Raw genomic sequence first — 17760 nt, 5'->3', positions numbered from 1 at the left:
CCAGGCGCGGTCCATTCTCTCGTCTTCACTTCTTGACGGCGAACACCCACACGACGCCGCCCTGCGGCACGTTGTTCTCGAACCCGGGGACCTTGCCCGCGAGCGCATCCTGGATGCGCTGCGCGTCGACGCCCCAGCCGGACTGCACCGCGATATATTGCGTGCCGTCCACCTCATAGGCGATCGGCATGGCCATGATGCCGGAGTTGGTCTTCTGCTCCCACAGCAATTCGCCGGTCTTGGCATGGAAGGCGCGGAACATCCGGTCGTTGGTGCCGCCGACCAGGATGAGATCGCCCGCGGTCGCGGTCACCGAACCGAACAACTGCGATTTCGGGAAATTGTGCGACCACGCCTTCTTGCCGGTGACCGGATCCCACGCCTGCAACTCGCCGAAATGCGTGGCGCCGGGACGCGGCGTCAGGCCGATGTCTTCGGGCTTGGTGCCGAGCCAGAGCTGGCCGGGCTTCAGCGGCACCTTCTCGCCGGTGAAGCCGCCGCAGAAATTCTCGTTGGCCGGAACGTAGACCAGGCCGGTTCTCTGGCTATACGCCGCCGACGGCCAATCCTTGCCGCCCCACAGCGACGGGCAGAATTCGACCCGCTTGCCGACGCCCGGCTTGTGCGCGGGATCGACGATCGGCTTGCCCGAGGGGTCGATGCCCTTCCACACGTCGGTGTAAACGAATGGCCAGCCCGCGACGTATTTGATGCCTTCCGGCTTGCGCTCCAGCACCCAGAAGATCGCGTTGCGGCCCGGATGGATCAGGCTCTTGATGGTCCGACCATCCCTTTGCAGGTCGATCAACATCGGGGCATCGACCTCGTCCCAGTCCCAGGAATCATTCGGATGGTACTGGAAGTACGATTTCAGCTTGCCGCTGTCGGGGTCGAGCGCGAGCACCGACGTCGAATAGAGATTGTCGCCGGGATGGGTTTCGCCAGGCCAGGGCGCGGCGTTGCCGGTGCCCCAATAGATCGTCCGGGTCTCGGTGTCGTAGGTGCCGGTCATCCAGGCCGGCGCGCCGCCGGTTTTCCAGTCGTCGCCGCTCCACGTTTCATGGCCGGGCTCGCCGGGGCCGGGAATGGTGAAGGTCCGCCATAGCTCCTTGCCGGTTTCGGCATCGAACGCCACGACGTAACCGCGCACGCCGAACTCGCCGCCGGAGCCGCCTACGATCACCTTGCCGTCGACGACCAGCGGCATCAGGGTCAGGTACTGTCCCTTCTTGTAGTCCTGCACCTTGGTGTCCCACACCACCTTGCCGGTCTTGGCGTCGAGCGCGACCAGATGGTCGTCGGTGGTGGCGAGGTACACCTTGTCCTGCCACAGGCCGACGCCGCGGTTGGTCGGATGCAGTTGAAAGAGATCCTCGGGAAGCTGGCGCTTGTACCGCCAGTACTCGTCGCCGGTCTTGGCATTGAGCGCGATCACCTGTCCGGACGGCGTTGCGATGAACATGATGCCGTTGTTGATGATCGGCGGCGCCTCGTGGCCCTCGACCACACCGGTCGAGAACGTCCACACCGGCGCCAGGTTTTTCACGTTCGTGGTGTTGATCTGGTCCAGCGGGCTATAGCCCTGGCCGTCATAGGTCCGGCGATAATGCATCCAGTTGCCGGGTTCCGGATTCTTGAGCCGGTCGGCGGTGACCGGGCTGTAGTTTTCGATCGGACCGGCGGTCGCGATCGGAACGAGACAGGTGGACGCGAGCAAAACCGCCAAAAGCCATTGCTTCAAGGCCATAACGCAACCTCCCCTTTGTTTTCAGCTCCCGAATTTCTGTTTCCTTGTCGTGGATCGACGCCGTCACCGGCCGGTCTGGGCACCTACCTTTCCAATGAATGCTGCGGCCACCGTCAGCGTCCCGTCGTCTGCCGCCAGCGGCAGCGCCGGCAATCGCCGCGGCGCCGGGCCGAACACCACTTGCGCGCTTTGCCGGGGGTCGTATTCCGAGTTGTGACAGACGCATTTGAATACGTCCTTGTCGCCGCTCGCCGCCTTCACCCATGCCGTGATCGGACAACCGGTGTGGACGCAGATCACCGAATAGGCCACGACACCATCCGCGGCACGCGCCCGTGTCTCGTCATCCAGTTCCGCCGGATCGAGTTTCACGACGAGGATTTCGTTGAGGCGCGAGCCCTTGCGGACGACCGATGTCTTCGGGTCCTTCGGCCACGCCCGCACCGGCGGTCCGCCGGCTTTCAGGTCGGCCGGCCTGATCGCGTCGCCGGCGCGTTCCCCTTCGGAGTAGACCAGCACGTCGGCCTTCTGAGGTCGCTCGCTGCTTCCCGGCAAATCTTCCTGGGCGATGGATGAGCCTGCCGACGCCAGGCAAGCCCCGGTGGCGAGAGCAGTCAGGATCAGCACGCGCCTTGTTTGATCCGGACCCGACGCTGTCGCGCGTTCCAGGTCTGTGCGCGTGATCGACGTCGTCGGTTGATCTGATTTGCACATCACGCAAAGTGATGGAGGGAGTCAGTCAAAACGATGGCGGCCGACCAATTCGCATTTTAGACGAATCACCCTCTGGTTGATTCGACAAGCTCAATCAGATTCAGGAAAAATTGGCATTTGCCGCGCTCCTTACGCTCGCAAAACGCCGCAGCGCCCATCATGCTTATTTCGCAGAACAGCTCAGCCTTTTGGTGATGTGCGGTACGCCATACCGGTGCGCACGAATTGTTGCGCATGCGACTGCGTCAGCGCTGCTGACCAAATGCAATTCTTTACCAGCGCCCCGCTTTCGCCCAACATGCGGACGCAAATATCGAACGCGTTGCGGCGATCGAAACCGCAAATGCGACCGACTGAACAACAGCAAACAACAATTCGATCAGGAGGATGGCTCGAAGAAATCCCAGCCAGACGAGACAGCAAGGAATTTCGAAGCGCCGGCCTCCAGCGATCAGCCGTAACGTTCTTCGCTCACGCCGCGCCAACCATCAGCAGCTTATGAAGAGCGAGGATCGATCATGATTACTTTGAAGATAAACGGCCAGCAAAAGAACTGGGATGGCGATCCCGACCTTCCGCTGCTCTGGTTCCTGCGCGACGAAGCCGGGCTGACCGGCACGAAATATGGTTGCGGCCAGGCACTGTGCGGCGCCTGCACCGTGATCGTCGACAAGCAGGCGGTGCGCGCCTGCATCACCTCGGTTTCCGACGTGGTCGGCCGGGAAGTCACGACGATCGAAGGCCTGCATCCGACCGGGGACCATGCGGTTCAGAAGGCGTGGCGCCAGCTCAACGTCCCGCAATGCGGCTTCTGCCAGGCTGGCCAGATCATGCAGGCCGCCGCGCTGCTGAACGACAATCCCAAACCCAACCACGACCAGATCCGCGAGGCGATGGCGGGCAATATCTGCCGCTGCGGCTGCTATCAGCGCATCGAAAACGCGGTCCACCTCGCATCGACGGGGGTCTGATCATGAACATGTCAACCAACCCCAAAAAACTCCGTGGCTTTGAACGCTACGTCAGGGTCGACAATGTTTCGCGCCGCAGCATGCTGAAAGGCCTTGGCCTCGCCGGCGGCTTCGTGCTCGCCGCCCCCGTGATGTCACGACCGGGCTTTGCCGCGTACAAGACCGGTGCGGGCGAGATGCCGCACGGCACGGTGGTGGATCCGCGCGTGTTCGTCGCGATCGCGCCCGATGGCATCGTCACCATCGTCGCGCACCGCGCCGAGATGGGAACCGGCGTCCGCACCAGCCTGCCGATGATCGTCGCCGAGGAGATGGAGGCCGACTGGTCGCGCGTCCGCGTCCAGCAGGCCCATGGCGACGAGGTCAAGTTCGGCAACCAGGATACCGACGGATCGCGCAGCACGCGTCATTATCTGATGCCGATGCGGCAGATCGGTGCGTCGGCGCGCTCGATGCTGGAAACCGCCGCGGCGAAACGCTGGGGCGTGCCCGCCGCCGAAGTAAAGGCGGTCAATCACGAGGTCGTCCATAGCGCGACCAGCCGGCGCATCGGCTTTGGCGATCTGGCGGCCGACGCCGCCAAGCAGTCGGTGCCGAGCGTGGAAGGCCTCAAGCTGAAGGAGGCGAAGGACTTCCGCTACCTGGGCAAGGGCCAGATCAGCATGGTCGACCTGCGCGACATCACGGTGGGCACAGCGCGCTATGGCGCCGACGTTCGCCTGCCCGGCATGAAATACGCCGTCATCGCCCGTCCGCCCGTGACCGGCGGCAAGGTCGCGTCGTTCGACGGTTCGGCGGCGATGAAGGTGTCCGGCGTCGAGAAGGTGATGGAGGTGAAGGGCTGGCCGTGGCCGTCAAAGTTCCAGCCGCTCGGCGGCATCGCCGTGATCGCGCGCAACACCGGTGCGGCGATCAAGGGCCGCGACGCCCTGAAGATCGTCTGGGACGACGGCCCCAACGGCAAATATGAGTCGGTCGCCTACCGCGCCGAACTCGAGGAAGCCGCGCGAAAACCCGGCCTGGTGCTGCGCAAGGAAGGCGACGTCGAAGCCGCCCTGAAAGGCGCCGACAAGGTGATAACAGGCGAATATTATCTGCCCCATCTGGCCCATGTCGCCATGGAGCCGCCGGTCGCGATCGCGAACGTCAGCGGCGACAAGGTGGAAATCTGGGCGCCGGTGCAAAGCTCGGGCGGAACGCGCGAGGACGTCGCCAAGACGCTCGGCATTCCCGAGGGGAATGTCACCGTCAACGTCACCCTGCTCGGCGGCGGTTTCGGCCGCAAGTCGAAATGCGACTTCGCCATCGAGGCCGCGCTGCTGTCGAAGGAGCTCGGCGCCCCCGTCAAGGTGCAATGGACCCGCGAAGACGACGTTCGCAACGGTTTCCTGCACACCGTCTCGGTGGAACGCATCGAGGCCGGGCTCGACAAGAGCGGCAAGGTGACGGCGTGGCGGCATCGCAGCGTCGCGCCGACCATCGCCTCGACCTTTGCCGCCGGCGCAAAGAACCAGGCGCCGTTCGAGATCGGCATGGGCCTCGTCGACATGCCCTTCGAGATCGCCAACGTGCAGTGCGAAAACCCGGAAGCGGCCGCGCATCACCGCATCGGCTGGTTCCGCTCGGTGTCGAACATCCCGCGCGCCTTCGCGGTGCAGTCGATGGTCGCCGAGATCGCCAAGGCTGCCAACCGCGATCCGAAGGACATGCTGCTCGAGCTGATCGGCTCGCCCCGCATCGTGAAACTCGATTCGGTGAAGGACCTCTGGAACTACGGCGAGCCCTATGACAGCTACCCGATCGACACCGCGCGCCTGCGCAAGGTTGTCGAGCTGGTCGCGGACAAGGGCGGCTGGGGGCGATCCTTGCCCAAGGGCCACGGGCTCGGCATTGCCGCGCACCGCAGCTTCGTCAGTTATGTCGCGACCATCGTCGAGGTGGCCGTCGATGACAAAGGCAAGCTCACCGTGCCCCGGGTCGATACCGCGATCGATTGCGGCACTTACGTCAATCCGGAGCGGGTCCAGTCCCAGATCGAGGGCGCCGCGATCATGGGCATGAGCCTGGCCAAGCATGGCGCGATCACGTTCAAGGACGGCAAGGTGCAGCAGGGTAATTTCGACGACTTCCCCGTGATCCGGATGGACGAGGCCCCCGGCGTCACGAATGTCTACATCGTGCCGCCAGGTCCCGACACGCCACCCAGCGGCGTCGGCGAACCCGGCGTGCCGCCTTTTGCCCCGGCGCTGATCAACGCGATCTTCGCCGCGACCGGCAAGCGCATCCGCGCCATGCCGATCGGCAAGCAATTGGAGGCGTGACGGGAACGTTCGGCAAGACGGGCCGTTTCATGGGTCTGAGAGGAGTTCACACCCATGAAACCCAATTCAATAGCGCTCGCGGCATCGCTGCTGTCGGGCGCGCTACTTCTGAATGCGCAGGCGGCGACCGCCCAAACCTCGTCGCCGCCAAGCGCCACCGCGACGCGGCCGGCAACGACGCCGCCCGGCCAGACATCGCTTCCCAGCGACGCGGCGCCGGCCAGGACAGACCAGACCACCGGCGAAGCCCCGCGTGATCCGGTGGTGAAGAAGATGAACGAGGACGAAAAGCAGAAGGTCGACACCAAGGGCAAGTAGCCCGCGCAGACCGGGCGCGTTTCGCAGTCGCTAAGCATCCCCTGCGGCCCGGCCGCCGGTTGACTTCTCATCGCATTCTCCAAATACTTGACCCAGCACCGGAAAAACCGGGCGATAAATCCAGGGGGAGGACACGATGCCGACGTCACGCAGGACGCTGCTGAAGACTTCTGCGGCTGCCGCCGCTGCATTCAGCTTTGATTGGACGCGCGCGCAGGCCCAGGCCGAGACGGTGCGCATCGGGCTGATCTACGACCTGACCGGGCCGTTCGCCGCGGGCGGCTCGGTGGCTTCCTCGATCGGCGCGCAGATCGCCATCGACCTCGTCAACGAAAAGGGCGGCGTCGGCGGCAAGTACAAGGTTGCCGCTGTCTCCGCCGATTCCCAGAGCAAGCCCGATGTCGCGATCAACGAGGCCAACCGGCTGATCGACCAGGAAAAGATCGATATCATCAACGGCGTCTATGCCAGCTCGCACGCGGTGCCGCTGGCCGCCAAGGTCGAGCAGCAGAAGAAGATCCTCTGGATCACGACCGCGGTCTCGACCGCCGTGTTCAAGGACAAGAACCTGCAATACGTGTTCCGCGCGCAGATCCATTCCGACCAGTATGGCCAGGCCTTTGCCGGCTTCCTCGCCGAGCACGCCAAGGCCAAGCTCGGTATGGAGCCCAAGGACGTCAAGATCGCGCTGATCCACGAGGACGGCCCTTATGGCGTCGGCGTCGCCGCCGCCGACGAGGCCTATGCCAAGGAAGCCGGCCTGCAGGTCGTGCTGAAGGAAGGCTATTCGGCGTCGGCCCCCGACCTCTCGGTGCTGGTCACAAAAATCAAGCGCGCCAAGGCCGACGTGATTTCGCACGCGGGATACAACCCCGACATCACGCTGTTCCTGCGCCAGGCGCGCGAGAACGGCCTCAAGTTCAAGATGCTGTTCGGCGCCGGCGCGGGCTACAGCCAGCTCGACAAGCTGCGGGCGACGTTCGCGGCCGACATCGATAATTTCTGCAACATCGATCCGGTGCCGGCGCAGTTGCTCGACGCCTCAAAGCTCGCGCCGGGGATCGGCGACCTCACCAAGACCATGATGGAGCGCTACAAGGCCAAGACCTCCGCGACCGACGTGCCGCCGCATTGTTCGATGGGTTTCAACCAGACCTGGATCCTGCTCAACAACGTGCTGCCCGTGGCCAAGGACAAATATGGCGGCTTCGATCCCGAGGCGATCCGCAAGGCTGCGCTCGACGTCGATATCCCCGCCGGCGGCACCATCCAGGGCTATGGCGTAAAGTTCTTCCGGCCCGGCACGCCGCTCTCCGGCCAGAACGAACGCTCGACTCCGGTGGTGATGCAGAATGCCGGCGAGCATATTTCGGTGGTGTGGCCGACCAACATTCGCACGCAGGACCCGGTGTTCCCGCTGCCGAAATCATCGGTGTATGCGGCGTAAGGCGAATTGGTAGCCACACCGAAAGTACATTCCGTCTCTCCGCGCATGCGGGGAGACGGAAACTCTCCCAAGGCCTCAGCGCCTGTCAGATCCAAGTGAGCCGCCGTCTGAGAATTCGGTTGCTTGCCGAGCAACCCTGACGAACAGGCAGTCTCGGTCGATTTCGCGCCGAGCCCAGTCGGATGAGCGGCGCGCATTAGCGCTGCATTAACTCGGTTCCTCTATTTTCATGAACGGGCTCGGTGGGCGACACTTGTAGAGGTCGCCATGAATTTTTGTTGGCGGCGCCAAAGTTTTCTGGCGCCGGGTGGGACAGTCTTGGTTACGATGCTCGCAGTCGCTTCGGCGAATGCGGCCGATGCGCCTATTCGCTATGGCGCACCTCCTCCGCAATACGGGCCCCCTCCGCAATATGGGCCGCCGCCATACGCGCCACCGCCACCGGCACCGCTGCTTCCCTGTCTCTGGCTGGGTCCTTATGTCGGCGCCAATGCCGGTTTCCAGTGGACCTCGAACGTCGGCGGCTTCGGTTCGAGCGGAGTCACTGGCGGCATACAGGGTGGCTACAACTGGCAGAACGGCGCGTTCGTGTATGGCGTGGAGGCGGATTTCAACCTCTCGAGCGCCGGCGGGAAGTTTGCCGACTACCAGTTCTCCAACCCATGGTTCGGAACGCTGCGCGGGCGCGCCGGATACCTCATCAACAACATCGTCTTTCTCTACGGCACGGCGGGCCTCGCCGTCGGCATCAACACGGTCACGCTCGGTGGGCTGTCGGATACCAGTGTGACTGCGGGCTGGACGATCGGGGCCGGCGCTGAATTCGGATTGGCTCCGATCGGCTTTGGTCCGAACTGGTCGGCCAAGGTCGAATATCTTTACCTCGGCCTGTCGCAGTCGTCTGTCCTTCCGGCCGCAGTCTCATCTGGCTTCCCGTCGAACGTGATGCGCGTCGGCGTGAACTATCACTTCTGAAGGTCGGTCTCGATAAGAAGGGCGTCAAGGAAGCGCAGCGCGATGCCTGCGGTTGGTGTGCGTGAGCACATCAAACCGTCACGCATCGTTGCTGCGTGACGTCGTGCTGTCGCGCTCGTGTAAGATCCGAACGGAAGGGCGCCGGCGAACCATCCGACGTCCGCGGCTTAACCATATCGGGAGATATCGCGGCATCGCCGCCCGAAAGTCCCAGCTTGCGCCTTGTTCGTCGTCTTTGTTGGCAGACTGCGATCCAAGTGCGGGTTCACCGCCAGACAAATAACAGGAGACGTCTCATGATGCTGAAATTCGGCAGGATAGCCGTCGTGTCCGCGACGGTTCTCGCACTCGTTGCCGCCATCGTTCCTTCCAGCGCCGAAGCCGATGGCTACTACCGCGGCGGCTATGGTCGCGGCGGTTACGGATATGGCGGCGGCTATTACGCAGGCGGCTGCTGCCAAGCCTATGTCCCGCCTCCTCCGCCGCCGCCCTGCTGCCGCGTCTATACGCCGCCGCCCTGCTGCGTCTATGGCGGCGGCTGGGATCGTGGTGGCTACGATGGCGGCTATTACGGCGCCGGTTATGGCGGCGGATACGGCGGTTATGGCGGCGGCAGCGGCTACGGCGGTTACTATGGCTATTAGCTAGCGGATCAAAGAGCTGGCTGCCCGTCTCCAACCTCCCGGGAGCCGCTTCCCCTGGTGTTCCCGCTGCCGAGATCATCGGTGCAAGCGCCGCTGGTAATGGGGCTCGAGGCATTCGTCCTGCGAGGCGCGTGACATTGCCGCGTCTCTCAGGACGAAGGAGAACTTGTCGGCGCGGCCTCGCTTCAGCGCAAAATTGCTTTGCAATTTTGTCGTCGAGCTCTTCGCAATGACGGAGCTATTTCTTCATTGCAAAACGACCCCCGGCTCTTGCGATCAGCCGAGAGTCTTCCTCGCGAGCGAAATGCAGCCTTCGCGCGCTCGTTCCCGCGCGTCATGGGCCATGACATCCGTGATCTGCAGCGCCCGTGAAATTCAGTAGACCGCAATCAGAGTGCTTGAATATGTCGGAATGTATTTCAATGACGTGGTCGCAACCCAGTGTCCCGGCACGATCAAGAGTAAGAGGAAGATGCAGCCGACAACAATCGCAAGTCGTTTTTCGGGATACCTGGAAAGCAGCTGTCCGAGAAAGTACGTCACCATCAGCATGACTATGAGGGGCCAGATCGTCGAGCCGAATGCTTCTACGTTCGGGGATCTTACATTCGCTATGAATCCCCCAAAAAACCATCCCAGCCCATAAACGAGTCCAAGAAAAATATTTGTTGGCTTTTGAATTGGCCCAACTGTGGAGGCCATTGGTAGAAACATGCCAACGAAAGCGGAGACCAAGGCAAAGCTCACGCTGATCAAGTAGTTCGTCATGCACACGTCCTTCCTCGCCCGTCGAAATGCGCGGTGTTTATCGGGCTCCGAGCGGACACGTCGCTATTTATAGTCTATCCTGACGTCGCCAACTTCTGTATCGCGACGATAGATCGTCACATCTGGGGGCAACACGACCTCAACGAGACCATCCGAAACCCAACGAAGTAAGATGGACCGTCTTTGCGACACACTGAGGAACGAGGGATTGCGATCAGGCGAGAAGGGCAAAGTGCCATAACTGACGCTCACCAGTGTATTAAAGCCCACGGTGGCATTACACTCCCGGCTGAAGGTCACCAACTCCATCTTGTTGTTTGGAGAAGGAATTGACCCAATGACGTTGGTCTCGCATCTTCCGAACTCCTCCATGAACGACGAGATGGCGTAAGTCACAACCGCGAGTGCCGCCAGGATCGGTGCGAATATGCCAAGTAAGATCTTGCGGGTTCGACTTTTCAAACGACATTCCCACAGTCGGTGTTCGAAGCGATGTAGCATGGCGCAGCGTTAATTTTTGCGCAGAAATTCGGGAGATTTCGACCGACGAACTGTCCGCTGTTTGCACCTTTGAGACATGCCCTCCTATACGGAAGGTCGCCCGGTCAAACCGACGGAATGACCCATGGCGATCGAGCCCGATTGCAAAAAGCCCCCCGGCTCTTGCGATCAGCCGAGGGTAATCCTCGCGAGTGAAATGCAGCCTTCGCGCGCCCGTTCCCGCGCGTCATGGACCATGACATCCGTGATCTGCAGCACGGAGTTCACCTCGATTCGCTGGCACAAACAGCAGCGAGGCCCCGAGCGTCTGGCATTGGGTCAGCGCCGGTACCCTTTTCAAAACGGAGAATGCACTATGTTCGCTCTGGCAGGTCTTGCAGCACCTCTCATTGGAAACATGATCGGCGGTATCTTGGGCGGCCTGGCTAACCAGGGTGGCCACGGCTGCCATGGTCACCACCACCACAGCCACGGCCACAACAACTTGCGTGAAGCCGCTCAGGACTTCCGCGCGGCTCAGCAGGATTACCGCGACGCCGCGCAGGATTTCGCGCGGGGCGACGTGTTCGGCGGCCTGTCGGAACTGGCCTCGGCCAGGCAGCACGAGGCCGACGGCTTCAGCCACCTGAGCGGCGGCCGCGGCTGGATCTAACCGTCGGAGCCGGCGGTTTCCGAAACATCCGCAAGCCGGGGTCACCCGGCTTGCGGCGCGCTACGCCCGGTCCGCAGCGTCGGACAAAACTTTCGGGCTGTGATATTGAGAAGGCGTAGCCGAACTCTGCTTATGGTCCCATAGCGGACCTCTCGGCCATCCTCCGCCGAAGTCTGCTTCTGACCCCGGAACGGACTCGGAAAGGCAAAGGCGCCCTGTGTTCCTCTTGAAGTCTCGGGTTGGCCACCCTTGTAGTTAGGATTGGCGATCCGTCAGACACGGTGAGGGGAATACGTGTCAATTGAGGGTTTGGCACTTTTTGGCGCAATGCTGCTACCAAGAACGGATGCGCCAAAAGAGACGCAAAGTCGCGATCGAGCGTAGTGAGCCAGACACCAATGTCGGTAAAGCAACTCATCATTTGCTTCTAATACGAACTGTGCGACCGTCCAACTCTGGACCCTTTATGTCCAAAGCCACCGATCCAATTCGCGAGGCTAGATGGACGATCAACAGCAAAAACCCTTGCTGGGCCGGATTGGCGCTGGGCTCTCGCTTCTCTTATTCGGCGTTCCTGCACTGCTGCTTTGGCTGGCTACAACTCAGTTGCTGCCCATCCTGGTGGGGCGGGGCTGGGAGCCACTTTTGGCGTGGTTCGCGAGCGGTGGGCTTGTCTTGGCACCCCTTCTCGTCGCTGCATTGCTCGGCGCACGGATGGCGCTGGCAGCGCCAACCGCGCCCGCGATCTTGGAGCACTTGCGCGTTCGCCCGCTGAGCGGCGAAGATTGGCGCCTAGCCGGACTTGTGCTGCTGTTTACCTTCGCGGCTGTGGCTGGTTTGCAGCTTTTCAACGCAAATGTCTGGCCGGGACTGCCGCCTCATCCGTCCTTCATGGCGGTTAGGCCGCTAATGATTGGTCAGTACTACATTCTTGCCTTCTGGCTGCCGTTCTTTGTGCTCAACATTGTGGGTGAGGAGTTCTGGTGGCGCGGGTTCATCCAGCCGCGCCAGGAGCCGGTGTTTGGTCGGAGCACATGGCTCGTCCAAGGCCTTCTTCATGGCCTCTTTCACTTCAGCTTTGGCTTTGGCGTCTTGTTTCTTCTGTTGCCGGTCGTGCTCGTCATACCGTGGGCCGTACAGCGCACGCGGAATACGTCTGTCGGCATCATCATCCATGCGGGGGTCAATGGGCCGGGATTCTTGGTTGTGACGCTCGGCCTCGCGCCGACCTAATGCCCGGCGGCACAGTGTGAGCACTTCTGTTTTTGACACATAGCGGACCTCTCGGCCATCCTTCGCCGAAGTCCGCTTTCCAACCCATCGCGCTGAAGCGAGGTCGACGATAACAGGTCGATCGCGAGGCATGATCGGGAAGGCGTAGCTTCCCGCGGTCAATCCAGCGCCTCACAACACCACCCGCCGCCCCTCTTCCGCCGCCCAATACCCGGCGTAGTTCACCTTGATCGTCTCGAACGCCAGCGCCAGATCCGACAGTGGCTGCCGCCCGGTCGCGACGCATTCCATGAAATCCTGGATTTCCTGGATGTAGCCGCGCGTCCACTCTTCCTCGATGCAGACATATTGCCAGCCGGTCTTGCGGTCGACCTTTTCGGTGATGTAGACGCCGGCGAGTTTCTCCTCGCTGGTCTGATAGCTCATCATGTGCGTGTTGGGCGTGATGTTGGCAAACAGCGCGCCGCTATTGGTATGGGTTTCGATCAGGTTGCGCACGCCGCCCAAAATCATGTCGCCGGAGAACACGGTCGCCTTGGTGCCGTCGGAGAAGGTGACGTTGAGCATGCCCCAATCCTCGACGTCGACGGGGTTGGCCTTGAGCACGGCGCGTTCATCCGGACGCAAGCATGCCGTGACGTTGCCGACGTCGCAGGTAACGCTGGCGACCGTGATCGTCTCGCGGCGCGCACGGGCCTCGACCTGCTTGAGATAGAGCACGGTCGAGAGCGGATGGCATCCCATCCGGATCAGCGAGCCGCCGCCGGTCATCGCCCATTGCGCGGCGTGCGCGGCATGCGAGCCGGAATGGCTCTCGTTCCCCTTCATGAACAGGATCTTGTCTTTGGTCGCTTTCAGGATCTCCGCGGTCTTGCTCACCGCGGGCGCGTAGATCCAGTCCTCGGCATACATGAACAGCCGGCCGGTCTTCTCGATCGCGGCGCGGGTCGCGGCCATCTCTTCCATCACCCGCTCGTACATCTGCGCTTTCCGCACATGCTTGCCGATCGGCTGCGCGTCGCCTTCGCGCCCGAAATAGCCGCTGAACGGTTTTTCGCAGATCACATGCTTGCCGGCCTGCATGGCGTCCACGATCATCGAGGCGTGCAGGTTGGGCGGCGTGCAGATGTCGACGACGTCGATCTCGCTGTCGGCGATCAGCTCGCGAAAGCTGCGATAGGCGACAGGTATCTGGTGGCGGCGGGCGAACTCGACGACCTGCTCGCCCCGCGCCGCGACGGCCTTGACCTCGACATCGACGCCGTACACACGGCGGTAGGCATGCATGTGCAGCTCGGATACAAAGCCGCAGCCGGCCAGACCGACCCTGATTTTCGCCATTTCAGCTAGCGCCCTTGCGGCGCATCAAAGCCTCGAACAGCTCGGTGATGCCGAAATTCCAGGGCTCGCAATCGCCGCTGTGGCGCATCCGGTTGGTCAGCCGGCCGAGTTTGGGGGTGGCCACCGTCACCAGGTCGCCCTCGACATGGGTGAACCCCTGCCCCTTCGCGGCGCGGTCCTGGATCGGCGCGAACATGGTGCCGAGGAACAGCACGAAGCCATCGGGGTATTGATGGTTCTCGTTGATGGTCTGGCCGACGAGATCGGCCGGATCGCGGCTGATCTGGCTCAGCGACGACGCGCCGTGCAGGACAAACCCTTCCGGCCCCTTCACCTCCAGCGAGATCTCCATCTTCCGGACGTCGTCCAGCGTAAAATTCCTGTCGAAGAACCGCACGAACGGGCCGATGGCGCAGGAGGCGTTGTTGTCCTTGGCTTTCGACAGCAGCAGCGCCGAACGGCCCTCGAAGTCGCGCAGGTTGACGTCGTTGCCGAGCGTCGCGCCGACGATTTTTCCGTCCCGCGCCACCACCAGCACCACCTCCGGCTCCGGATTATTCCAGGTCGACTTTGGGTGCAGGCCCGCATCCACGCAGGTGCCGACCGCCGACAGCACGGGCGCCTTGGTGAACACCTCCGCGTCCGGCCCGATGCCGACTTCGAGATACTGGCTCCAGGCGTTTTGCGAGACCAGCACGTCCTTGATGTGCTGCGCTTCGGCCGAGCCCGGCTTCAATTGCGATAGATCCGTGCCGACGATCCGCGTCACCTCGGCGCGGATGGCCTGCGCCGAATCCGGATTGCCGCGCGCCCGCTCCTCGATCACCCGTTCCAGCATCGAGATGGCGAAGGTGACGCCGGCGGCCTTGATCACCTGCAGGTCGATCGGCGCCAGTAGCCACGGTTTTGTCGGGTCGCGGGTGTCGGGCGGCGTGTTGTTCAGGATATCCTGCAGCGCGCCGATCCGCACGCCTTTGGTGGCGCGCAAGGCCTCGGCCGGATCCGAGGCGGCCAACTGGCTCGCGGTTGGAAACTCGTCGGTGATGTCAAAGACGCCCTTCTCGCGGATGGCGACCACCGCGGGGCCGGCGAGATCGGGACGCCAGACCCTCCCCATCAGCGCGGCGTTGGCGAAATCGTCGGGCAGGATAAAGGCGGCTTCTGTCTGCATCGGGCGGATCCTCACGGGTTCGTCTGCTTTTATGGGCTACCTCGTGCATAGAACCGCGTGATCGGTCAACTGCTCCCGAGTTTTTCCAGACGGGGTGACTTGGTAGCCTAGACGCCGGGGTGGGTCCGGTCCCGGTCGCAACCGTCCGCTTCCGGAGGATGAGCAGACTGGGCCAACCAGTCGAGGGACAGGCATCAGCGGGGCAGTTGCGCGCGTCCGTCGTCATCGTCACGAAAGTCACATTCATCAACTCATGCTGCTCTGCTGCGATGCCCACGACAGGAGGAGCCGCTGATGATGAACAGCAAGCCGGTTGCCGCCGGTCGCGGTTTAAACCGAACCTTCCCCGCCATCACCCGCGCGCAGGACGCACCGGTTGAGCAGCAGATCGTCAATCAGACGAACAAGGTGTTCGGTGTCCACGCCGGATTCCGCGCCAATCACGCCAAGGGCGTCGTGGCCGAGGGGAAATTCAACGCCTCTTGAGAATCCGCCGGTTTGAGAAAGGCGGCGCTATTCGGCGGCGCTGAATGATCGCAAGGTGATCCAGCTTGGCGTGCTGACGATCGACAAGGCCGTAACGACCAGTGATGAGGCGCAGAAGAAGCTTCTGCTTCTGCCGGTCAACTTACCGACGGGACCGAGCAGTCCGACGATGCGATGATCGATGTTCGCAACGGCGCCTACGCCATCTCTTTCTCCGGCGCAATCCCTGATCAGGCCTGCTGAATCAGCACATGGCTATGTAGTGCTGCCAGCGAACTCGCGAGCGACCTGGATAAATGCTTTGAAGGCAGCCGGCGGATTTTTTCTGCCGGGATAGTACAGCGCCAGCGGGGCCAGAGGTGGCGTCCAATCCTCGAGAACGCGCACCAGTCGACCGGCGACAAGGTCGGCGCGCACATCCGCCTCCATGATATAGCCAAGTCCAATCCCGTTTTGCGCGGCAATTCTGACAAGGCTCGGCTCATCGAGGGTGATCGGGCCCTGCACATCGATCTGCACCGCGCTTCCGGCCTTTTCGAAACGCCAACGCAACAATGCGTGATTGGGCAGGCGGGCGCGGATACAGCGAAACCGGTAGAGGTCGGCTGGAACGATTGGCTTACCATGAATGCGCAGGAACTCCGGCGACGCCACAACGGCATTGCTGCGATGCAGGCCGAGTGACAGGGCGATCATATCGCTCGGCACGAGATCGGCCGGCCTCAGGCCAATGTCAAAGCCGGCCGCAACGATGTCGACGAGCCGTCCCTCCGTTACCAGATCGACATGCACCTGAGGATAGCGGCGCAGGAACGAGAGGATAATCGGAGCCATCACCTCTCGGGCCGCAGACGCAAATGCATTGATGCGCAATGTGCCGGTCGGAGTCTCCTGAAGCGATTGAGCTGCGAGCATGGCATCGTGGATGTCGGTCATTGCCGGCCCAACCCGCTCGACAAAGGTCTTTCCCGCATCGGTCAGCGATACGCTTCGCGTTGTGCGGTTGAACAGACGAATACCCAGGCGCTGCTCGAGCTTTGCGATGGCATTGCTCAGTGCCGTCGTGGACATGCCTAGCTCCAGGGCGGCAGCCCGAAAAGAGCCCAGGCTGGCAATACTAAGGACAGCATCCAGGTCGGCGAGAAGAGATCGCGTCATCAATTATCCTGTTTTTCGCAATTCTTCATCCTGCTTTGTCCCAGTTATCGTGTCAATTGCTCTCGTCTAGATCGTCCCTGTCAGCCTTTGAGGGGTTGAGGCCCAAAGTCGGCGAAGGCTGGCTTCATAACTGGAGACGAAAATGACCTTGAAATTACCGAGCAGTATCCAAGCCTATTTTGACGCCGACCGGGATGGCGGCCCCGATGCTGTTGCTGCTTCTTTCACCGAAGACGGCATCGTGAAGGATAAGGGCGAAACCCACACGGGCCGGGAAGCCATCCGCAAGTGGATGGCTGACCCCGCCCAGCAATACAGCTACACGGTGGAGCCCTTCTTCATCGCGACCGAAAACGGGAAGACCCAAGTGACGGGCCACGCGGTCGGCGATTTCCCGGGAAGCCCGATCGATCTTCGGTTCTTCTTTGTCCTCGCGGACGACAAGATCGCCGAATTGGAGATCACCGTATGACCGCGTTCCTCACGCTGCAGGGACGTCGAGCCCTGATCACCGGCGGCACATTGGGTGCCGGCGCCGCAACCGTGGCGCTCTTCCGGGAGTTAGGAGCGCGTGTGCTGACAACGGCGCGCACCAAGCCGGCCGACTTTTCTGATGCGGCATTCGTCGAAGCCGATCTTACCACAGAGGCGGGAGTGCAAGCCGTTGTCGACGCGGTGCATCGGGAGTTCGGCGGTCTCGATATCCTTGTTAACGTGCTGGGCGGCTCTTCGGCCCCTTCAGGCGGCTTTGCTGCGCTCACCGACACGGAATGGGACAAGGAGTTCAATCTCAACTTCTTTCCGGCCGTCAGGCTCGACCGCGCTCTCATTCCTGGCATGATCGCTCAGGGAAGTGGTGTCGTCATCCACGTCACCTCGATTCAGAACCGCCTTCCGCTCCCGGAGGCGACGACCGGCTACGCTTCGGCCAAAGCAGCCCTCAACACCTACAGCAAAAGCATCTCCAAGGAGATTTCTCCGAAGGGAGTACGGGTCGTGCGGGTTTCTCCCGGCTGGATTGCCAGTCCGGGGTCCAATGGCCTGGCCCTGCGCATCGCCGAGGAAGCCGGCATTGACTATGCCGATGCGGTGGAGGTGATCATGAAGTCGCTCGGCGGCATTCCGCTGGGACGGCCGGCCGCGCCGGAGGAGGTCGCCGACTTGATAGCTTTCCTTGCCTCGGATCGGGCCAAGTCCATTACCGGGTCGGAGCACGTGATCGACGGCGGCACGATTCCTACTGCCTGAATAGCGGGTGTGTGCGCATCACAGTTCACGTCGTGCCGATTTCGAGAAAAGGACCTCGCCAAGGC

General features: G+C 62.2%; 18 protein-coding genes. 11 read left to right on the top strand and 7 right to left on the bottom strand.

Going from position 1 to position 17760, the window contains the following annotated elements; translation table 11 throughout:
- Window positions 1-25: 25 nt before the first annotated feature.
- Window positions 26-1747: a methanol/ethanol family PQQ-dependent dehydrogenase gene (locus tag QUH67_RS13215; RefSeq protein ID WP_300947127.1), complete on the bottom strand. Its 1722-nt coding sequence runs from the start codon at window positions 1745-1747 to the stop codon at window positions 26-28.
- 63 nt (window positions 1748-1810) lie between these two features.
- A complete protein-coding gene (locus tag QUH67_RS13210; RefSeq protein ID WP_300947126.1) occupies window positions 1811-2461 on the bottom strand; it encodes a QcrA and Rieske domain-containing protein in 651 nt (216 codons plus the stop codon).
- Between the two features lie 518 nt (window positions 2462-2979).
- Here QUH67_RS13210 and QUH67_RS13205 point away from each other — a divergent pair.
- From QUH67_RS13205 to QUH67_RS13180, 6 genes are all read left to right on the top strand, one after another.
- Entirely contained in the window at window positions 2980-3432 is a 453-nt protein-coding gene (locus QUH67_RS13205; protein ID WP_300947125.1) for a (2Fe-2S)-binding protein, read from the top strand.
- A gap of 2 nt (window positions 3433-3434) precedes the next feature.
- Window positions 3435-5753: a xanthine dehydrogenase family protein molybdopterin-binding subunit gene (locus QUH67_RS13200; protein ID WP_300947124.1), complete on the top strand. Its 2319-nt coding sequence runs from the start codon at window positions 3435-3437 to the stop codon at window positions 5751-5753.
- A gap of 54 nt (window positions 5754-5807) precedes the next feature.
- Window positions 5808-6071 carry a hypothetical protein gene (locus QUH67_RS13195; protein ID WP_300947123.1) on the top strand — a complete coding sequence of 88 codons (264 nt, stop codon included), beginning with the start codon at window positions 5808-5810 and terminating at the stop codon, window positions 6069-6071.
- Between the two features lie 136 nt (window positions 6072-6207).
- Window positions 6208-7518, top strand: a complete 1311-nt coding sequence (locus tag QUH67_RS13190) for an ABC transporter substrate-binding protein (protein WP_300947122.1) — start codon at window positions 6208-6210, stop codon at window positions 7516-7518.
- A gap of 327 nt (window positions 7519-7845) precedes the next feature.
- Window positions 7846-8493: an outer membrane protein gene (locus tag QUH67_RS13185; RefSeq protein WP_300947121.1), complete on the top strand. Its 648-nt coding sequence runs from the start codon at window positions 7846-7848 to the stop codon at window positions 8491-8493.
- Window positions 8494-8789: 296 nt separating this feature from the next.
- On the top strand, window positions 8790-9137 hold the full coding sequence (locus QUH67_RS13180; protein WP_300947120.1) for a hypothetical protein: 348 nt from the start codon (window positions 8790-8792) through the stop codon (window positions 9135-9137).
- A 375-nt stretch (window positions 9138-9512) separates the two neighbouring features.
- Here QUH67_RS13180 and QUH67_RS13175 read toward each other — a convergent pair whose 3' ends face one another.
- Entirely contained in the window at window positions 9513-9905 is a 393-nt protein-coding gene (locus QUH67_RS13175; protein WP_300947119.1) for a hypothetical protein, read from the bottom strand.
- 63 nt (window positions 9906-9968) lie between these two features.
- Window positions 9969-10367, bottom strand: a complete 399-nt coding sequence (locus tag QUH67_RS13170) for a hypothetical protein (RefSeq protein ID WP_300947118.1) — start codon at window positions 10365-10367, stop codon at window positions 9969-9971.
- 394 nt (window positions 10368-10761) lie between these two features.
- On the opposite strand from QUH67_RS13170, the gene QUH67_RS13165 reads away from it, so the two are divergent.
- Both QUH67_RS13165 and QUH67_RS13160 read left to right on the top strand, forming a co-directional pair.
- Window positions 10762-11058: a hypothetical protein gene (locus QUH67_RS13165; protein WP_300947117.1), complete on the top strand. Its 297-nt coding sequence runs from the start codon at window positions 10762-10764 to the stop codon at window positions 11056-11058.
- A 501-nt stretch (window positions 11059-11559) separates the two neighbouring features.
- Window positions 11560-12291 carry a CPBP family intramembrane glutamic endopeptidase gene (locus QUH67_RS13160; RefSeq protein ID WP_300947116.1) on the top strand — a complete coding sequence of 244 codons (732 nt, stop codon included), beginning with the start codon at window positions 11560-11562 and terminating at the stop codon, window positions 12289-12291.
- 171 nt (window positions 12292-12462) lie between these two features.
- Here the strand turns inward: QUH67_RS13160 and QUH67_RS13155 are convergent, their stop codons facing one another.
- Together QUH67_RS13155 and QUH67_RS13150 are read right to left on the bottom strand one after the other, a co-directional pair.
- Window positions 12463-13632, bottom strand: a complete 1170-nt coding sequence (locus QUH67_RS13155; RefSeq protein WP_300947115.1) for a Gfo/Idh/MocA family protein — start codon at window positions 13630-13632, stop codon at window positions 12463-12465.
- Window position 13633: 1 nt separating this feature from the next.
- On the bottom strand, window positions 13634-14803 hold the full coding sequence (locus tag QUH67_RS13150; protein WP_300947114.1) for a fumarylacetoacetate hydrolase family protein: 1170 nt from the start codon (window positions 14801-14803) through the stop codon (window positions 13634-13636).
- A gap of 294 nt (window positions 14804-15097) precedes the next feature.
- On the opposite strand from QUH67_RS13150, the gene QUH67_RS13145 reads away from it, so the two are divergent.
- Window positions 15098-15289, top strand: coding sequence for a hypothetical protein (locus QUH67_RS13145; RefSeq protein WP_300947113.1), 192 nt, complete (start codon window positions 15098-15100; stop codon window positions 15287-15289).
- A 255-nt stretch (window positions 15290-15544) separates the two neighbouring features.
- On the opposite strand, the gene QUH67_RS13140 is transcribed toward QUH67_RS13145, so the two are convergent.
- Window positions 15545-16447: a LysR family transcriptional regulator gene (locus QUH67_RS13140; RefSeq protein ID WP_300947112.1), complete on the bottom strand. Its 903-nt coding sequence runs from the start codon at window positions 16445-16447 to the stop codon at window positions 15545-15547.
- A 142-nt stretch (window positions 16448-16589) separates the two neighbouring features.
- Here QUH67_RS13140 and QUH67_RS13135 point away from each other — a divergent pair, with 142 nt between their 5' ends.
- Together QUH67_RS13135 and QUH67_RS13130 are read left to right on the top strand one after the other, a co-directional pair.
- Complete coding sequence (locus QUH67_RS13135; RefSeq protein ID WP_300947111.1) at window positions 16590-16919, top strand: nuclear transport factor 2 family protein; 330 nt, start codon at window positions 16590-16592, stop codon at window positions 16917-16919.
- Window positions 16916-17695 (top strand): SDR family oxidoreductase, encoded by a 780-nt coding sequence (locus QUH67_RS13130; protein ID WP_300947110.1) that lies wholly within the window; start codon window positions 16916-16918, stop codon window positions 17693-17695. Before QUH67_RS13135 ends, QUH67_RS13130 begins: the two co-directional genes overlap by 4 nt.
- Window positions 17696-17760: the final 65 nt, after the last annotated feature.

Origin of the sequence: Bradyrhizobium roseum, assembly GCF_030413175.1 — a bacterium.
Lineage (GTDB): Bacteria > Pseudomonadota > Alphaproteobacteria > Rhizobiales > Xanthobacteraceae > Bradyrhizobium > Bradyrhizobium roseum.
Note: the sequence above shows the minus strand (reverse complement) of the source record. Positions and strands in the feature narration are given on the sequence as shown.

Coding starts and splice junctions, on each gene's coding strand:
- QUH67_RS13210 (WP_300947126.1), bottom strand. CDS start 2,461: ATGTGCAAATCAGATCAACCGACGACGTCGATCACGCGCACAGACCTG.
- QUH67_RS13195 (WP_300947123.1), top strand. CDS start 5,808: ATGAAACCCAATTCAATAGCGCTCGCGGCATCGCTGCTGTCGGGCGCG.
- QUH67_RS13215 (WP_300947127.1), bottom strand. CDS start 1,747: ATGGCCTTGAAGCAATGGCTTTTGGCGGTTTTGCTCGCGTCCACCTGT.
- QUH67_RS13150 (WP_300947114.1), bottom strand. CDS start 14,803: ATGCAGACAGAAGCCGCCTTTATCCTGCCCGACGATTTCGCCAACGCC.
- QUH67_RS13165 (WP_300947117.1), top strand. CDS start 10,762: ATGTTCGCTCTGGCAGGTCTTGCAGCACCTCTCATTGGAAACATGATC.
- QUH67_RS13185 (WP_300947121.1), top strand. CDS start 7,846: ATGCTCGCAGTCGCTTCGGCGAATGCGGCCGATGCGCCTATTCGCTAT.
- QUH67_RS13145 (WP_300947113.1), top strand. CDS start 15,098: ATGATGAACAGCAAGCCGGTTGCCGCCGGTCGCGGTTTAAACCGAACC.
- QUH67_RS13160 (WP_300947116.1), top strand. CDS start 11,560: ATGGACGATCAACAGCAAAAACCCTTGCTGGGCCGGATTGGCGCTGGG.
- QUH67_RS13140 (WP_300947112.1), bottom strand. CDS start 16,447: ATGACGCGATCTCTTCTCGCCGACCTGGATGCTGTCCTTAGTATTGCC.
- QUH67_RS13130 (WP_300947110.1), top strand. CDS start 16,916: ATGACCGCGTTCCTCACGCTGCAGGGACGTCGAGCCCTGATCACCGGC.
- QUH67_RS13200 (WP_300947124.1), top strand. CDS start 3,435: ATGAACATGTCAACCAACCCCAAAAAACTCCGTGGCTTTGAACGCTAC.
- QUH67_RS13155 (WP_300947115.1), bottom strand. CDS start 13,632: ATGGCGAAAATCAGGGTCGGTCTGGCCGGCTGCGGCTTTGTATCCGAG.
- QUH67_RS13205 (WP_300947125.1), top strand. CDS start 2,980: ATGATTACTTTGAAGATAAACGGCCAGCAAAAGAACTGGGATGGCGAT.
- QUH67_RS13190 (WP_300947122.1), top strand. CDS start 6,208: ATGCCGACGTCACGCAGGACGCTGCTGAAGACTTCTGCGGCTGCCGCC.
- QUH67_RS13175 (WP_300947119.1), bottom strand. CDS start 9,905: ATGACGAACTACTTGATCAGCGTGAGCTTTGCCTTGGTCTCCGCTTTC.
- QUH67_RS13135 (WP_300947111.1), top strand. CDS start 16,590: ATGACCTTGAAATTACCGAGCAGTATCCAAGCCTATTTTGACGCCGAC.
- QUH67_RS13180 (WP_300947120.1), top strand. CDS start 8,790: ATGATGCTGAAATTCGGCAGGATAGCCGTCGTGTCCGCGACGGTTCTC.